This is a genomic window from Vibrio sp. Y176 (genome assembly GCF_033438945.1).
This window is the reverse complement of sequence record NZ_JAWOQS010000730.1, coordinates 1-626: the sequence shown is the minus strand read 5'-3', so window position 1 is coordinate 626 and position 626 is coordinate 1. Positions and strand designations below refer to the sequence as shown.

1 protein-coding gene is annotated in these 626 nt (G+C 52.2%); it reads right to left on the bottom strand.

Going from position 1 to position 626, the window contains the following annotated elements:
* The coding region (locus tag R7O13_RS28330; RefSeq protein WP_318305385.1) for a DHH family phosphoesterase at positions 1–626 on the bottom strand (626 nt) is incomplete at both ends.

Genomic DNA, 626 nt, shown 5'->3' with positions numbered 1-626 from the left:
CCAAACTGCAAACGTTCACAAAACGCCATCGCTTCTTGCTTCATGCCTTCTTCAATCTCTTTACGAGTCTGATTGAGCCCATCAAGCTCACTGGCCATGCGACGTGCGGCGTGGATGTTGTTACACATCAGTAGCTCAACACCAAAAGACATGTCGTCTAAACGGCCAGCGGCATTAATACGCGGCCCCAATGCAAAGCCGAAGTCCGATGCCACCAAACGTCGCGCATCACGTTTCGCCACTTCAATCAGTGCCTGAATACCTGGGCGCGCTTTCCCCGCACGAATGCGCTGCAACCCTTGATGCACCAGAATTCGGTTGTTCTCATCAAGCGGCACAACATCAGCAACAGTGCCCAGTGCGACAAGGTCGATCAGCTCCATCAGTTTCGGCTCTTGCATGCCTTGTTGAGCAAACCAGTTGTGTTTGCGCATGTGGACGCACAACGCCATCATCAAATAGAACGCCACACCAACGCCAGCCAGCGCTTTAGAAGGAAACGCACAACTGTCGAGGTTTGGGTTCACCATCGCATCCACTTCTGGCAGAACTTGTCCTGGCAAATGGTGGTCTGTCACCAATACGGTAATGCCATTTTCTTTGGCGTAGCGCACTCCTTCAATCGA